Source organism: Micromonospora sp. NPDC003776, from assembly GCF_053605645.1.
Map to the genome: position 1 here is coordinate 1 of NZ_JBSGJR010000628.1, position 3,806 is coordinate 3,806.

General features: G+C 70.4%; 3 protein-coding genes. 1 reads left to right on the plus strand and 2 read right to left on the minus strand.

Annotated elements, in window-relative coordinates:
- Window positions 1-57: 57 nt before the first annotated feature.
- The gene (tnpB, locus tag ACWEVO_RS32220; protein WP_452311218.1) at window positions 58-1,110 is read right to left on the minus strand and encodes an IS607 family element RNA-guided endonuclease TnpB; all 1,053 of its coding nucleotides are present in this window, start codon (window positions 1,108-1,110) and stop codon (window positions 58-60) included.
- A gap of 73 nt (window positions 1,111-1,183) precedes the next feature.
- Window positions 1,184-1,837: an aldo/keto reductase gene (locus tag ACWEVO_RS32225; protein ID WP_452311219.1), complete on the minus strand. Its 654-nt coding sequence runs from the start codon at window positions 1,835-1,837 to the stop codon at window positions 1,184-1,186.
- 249 nt (window positions 1,838-2,086) lie between these two features.
- Here ACWEVO_RS32225 and pgi point away from each other — a divergent pair.
- A partial coding sequence (gene pgi / locus ACWEVO_RS32230) for a glucose-6-phosphate isomerase (protein WP_452311220.1) occupies window positions 2,087-3,806 on the plus strand: 1,720 nt, incomplete at its 3' end.

The following is a 3,806-nucleotide window of genomic DNA, read 5'->3' on the forward strand; positions in this document are numbered from 1 at the left end:
TACTGGAACGGTCACCCCCTCGACCGAACCCGCACCAGCCACCTCGCCCGCCTCGCCCTAGCCGCATGAACCCGCCAATAAGCCAGCAGGATCCACCTGTCGGCGGATCTCGGCGAAGCCGGCATCCGCGACCTGCCGGGCCAGCCGCTGGTTAACCAGCATGCCGGCCACGTGGAGGTCTTCGACCACGATCGTGCCGTACTCGCGGGCCAGCCCGGTGGTGAGCTTGTGCAGGCCGTCACGGCGCAGGTTCGCTACCCGCGCATGCGCGCGGGCGACGTGCCGGCGGGCGCGTTCCCACCGGTTTGAGGGCCGCCGACCGGTGCGCCGGTCCGGCCCGATACGCCGAGACATCTGCCGGTACAGGCGCCGCATCCGCTGGCCGGCCTCGTCCAGATGCCTCGGGTTGGGCACCATCTCGCCGGTGGACAGCACCGCCAGGTGGCTGATCCCCACATCGACGCCAACCACCGCCTGCGGGCGCGTCGGGGTGCGCTCGACCCGCTCGATTTCGACGCAGAACGCCACCTGCCACCGCCCGCCGTCCCGGCGCACCGTCGCGGACAGGATCCGAGCCGTTCCGGATTCCAGGCGGCGGGCGAGCTTACGGGTCGACTCGTGGGTCTTGAGCCGACCCAGCCGGGGCAGCACCACATGTTTCCGGTCGGGCTCCACCCGGATCGCGCCGGTGGTGAACCGGACGCTGGGGGTGCTGCGGCGGCGGGACTTGAACCGCGGGAACCCGACTCGCCGACCGGCGCGCTTGCCTGCCCGGGAGTCAGACCAGTTCTTCAACCCGCGCGCCAGGTTGTCCAGGCCGGTGTTGAACGCCTCCTTCGAGCACTCAGCCCACCACGGCGCCACATCCGACTTCGCCTGGTTCCACGCCTTGCGTAAGGCCCCGAGATTCCACCCGGGCGTCGGGGTCAGCAGCTGCTCAGGCATACCGTAGCTGCGTTCCGCGGCGCGCTGGTCCAAGACCGCCTTCACCCTGGCCAGAGCCCAGTTGTACGCCACCCTCGCCGCGCCCGCATGCGCCAGCACCGCCCGCTCCTGCGACGGCGTCAGGTCCAGAGCAAACCGGTACGCCTGCAGACTGCGCACACCCACCCCCACTCACCCCCTCGGGATCAGTGTTGGCGACGGGTACGACAATCTCGCGGCTCCTCGCCCAAACACCGCACTAGAACGCGTCTGTGACGCCTAAAGAACGCTCCCTTGGCAGCAGTTGACCCCCCATGCTGTAGCGCTGGCAGACCGGGAACGCCGCCGACTCCACGCCGCGCGCCAGGACCGAGTACGGCGGCTGCTCGGTCCGGAACCGCCCGAGCGCCCGCCGCTCGGCGACGTGACGCGACTCCACGATCTCCTCCGCCGGGAAGGTGGAGCAGCCGAAGGCGCGGATCTTGCCGGCCCGGACCAGTTCGGTCAGCGCGCCCAGCGTCTCCTCGATGTCGGTGCCGGGGTCGGGTGGATGCACCCGGTAGAGGTCGATCCAGTCGGTGTCGAGGCGGCGCCGGTTCTCCCCCACCTCGCGGACGATCCAGCGCCGTGAGTTGCCGCCCCGGTTGCGCCCTTCCTCCATCGGGAAGTGCGAGTTCGTGGCGAGGACCACGTCGTCCCGGCGGCCCTTGAGCGCCTTGCCGACGATGACCTCCGACTCGCCGGCGGAGTACATGTCGGCGGTGTCCACGAAGTTCATGCCCCGGTCCAAGGCGGCGTGCACGATCCGTACGCACTCGTCGTGGTCGGGGTTGCCGACGGCGCCGAACATCATGGTGCCGAGACAGTGGACGCTCACCTCGATGCCGGTGTCGCCGAGGACGCGGTAACGCATGCTGATGCCCCTGGGGGGTACGCCGCGCTGACCGGGCGGCGGCCGGTCCCGCCACGGTAGGAATTCGAGTGCACTCGAGGTCAAGGCGGGCACCGCGTCGAACACCCGTCCCAACGCCGCTCCCAGGGGGTGGGCGATCCCGGGTCGCGTCGCGCGTACCCGCCCCGGGTGGCAGGCTGGTGGGGTGGCCCGCAGCGGGGCGACGACGGCCCGCTGGCAGACCCCGTCGTGAAGGAGAAGATCGAGCCGATGGCTGTGGACGTCACCACCACGGACGAATGGCAGGCGTTGCGCAAGCACGCCGAGGCGATGCGCGGCACGCACCTGCGGGAGCTGTTCGCCGCCGACGGGCAGCGGGGTGAGCGGCTCACCGGCGAGGTCGCCGACCTGCACGTGGACTACAGCAAGAACCTAATCACCGACGAGACGATGGCGCTGCTCTCGGTGCTCGCCGAGCGGGTCCGGCTCAGCGACCGGATCGCCGCGATGTTCGCCGGGCAGCACATCAACTCCACCGAGGATCGGGCCGTCCTGCACACCGCGCTGCGCCTGCCGCGCGACGCGTCGCTCGTGGTCGACGGGCAGGACGTGGTCGCGGACGTGCACGCCGTGCTGGACCGGATGTCGGCCTTCGCCGAGCGGGTGCGCTCGGGCGCGTGGCGGGGGGCCAGCGGCGAGCGCATCAGCACCGTGGTCAACATCGGCATCGGCGGCTCCGACCTGGGGCCGGTGATGGCGTACGAGGCGCTGAAGGCGTACCGGGACGCGGGCATCAGCTGCCGGTTCGTGTCCAACATCGACCCGACCGACATCCACGACAAGGTCACCGACCTGGATCCGGCCAGCACCCTGTTCATCGTCGTCTCCAAGACCTTCTCCACCCAGGAGACCTTGGCCAACGCCAACCAGGCGCGGCGCTGGCTGCTCGCCGGGCTGGACGCCGACGAGTCGGCGGTGGCCCGGCACTTCGTCGCGGTGAGCACCAACGAGCAGCGGGTCCGCGACTTCGGCATCGACCCGGAGAACATGTTCGGCTTCTGGGACTGGGTGGGCGGCCGGTACTCGCTGCCCTCCGCGGTCGGCCTGTCGGTCATGCTGGCGATCGGGCCGGAGCGGTTCCGGGAGATGCTGGCCGGCTACCACGCGGTGGACGAGCACTTCCGGACCACGCCGGTCGAGCGGAACGTGCCGGCGCTGCTGGGCCTGCTCAACGTCTGGTACACCGATTTCCTCGACGCCGAGACGCACGCCGTGCTGCCGTACGCGCAGTACCTGCACCGGTTCCCGGCCTACCTGCAGCAGTTGACCATGGAGAGCAACGGCAAGTCGGTGCGGGTGGACGGCACCCCGGTGACGTACCCGACCGGGGAGATCTTCTGGGGTGAGCCCGGCACCAACGGCCAGCACGCCTTCTACCAGCTGATCCACCAGGGCACCCGGCTGATCCCGGCGGACTTCATCGCGTTCAGCCAGCCCAACCACGACCTCGGCGACATGCACGACCTGTTCATGTCCAACTTCTTCGCCCAGACCGCCGCGCTGGCCTTCGGCCGTACCCGCGAGCAGGTGGAGGCGGAGGGCACCGCGGCGCCGGTGGTGCCGCACCGGGTGATGCCGGGCAACCACCCGAGCACCTCGATCATCGCGCCGAAGCTCACCCCGGCCACGCTGGGCCAGCTGATCGCCCTCTATGAGCACATCGTCTTCACCGAGGCCGCGGTCTGGGACATCAACGCGTTCGACCAGTGGGGCGTGGAGCTGGGCAAGGTAATGGCCAACCAGCTCGCGCCGAAGCTCACCGGCGACGCGCCGGACCTCGGCGACGTGGACTCGTCGACGGCGGCGCTGATCCGCCGCTACCGGGCCCAGCGCGATGGGCGCCGTTCGACAGGCCGGGGGACCTGCCGCATCCCCCACCGGTGCCGCCACCGTTGGACACCACGACCAGTTGCCACTGCTGGTTGGCACC

Excerpts from the sequence above, each read along its gene's own strand:
- ACWEVO_RS32225 (WP_452311219.1), bottom strand. The coding sequence starts at position 1,837 with ATGCGTTACCGCGTCCTCGGCGACACCGGCATCGAGGTGAGCGTCCAC.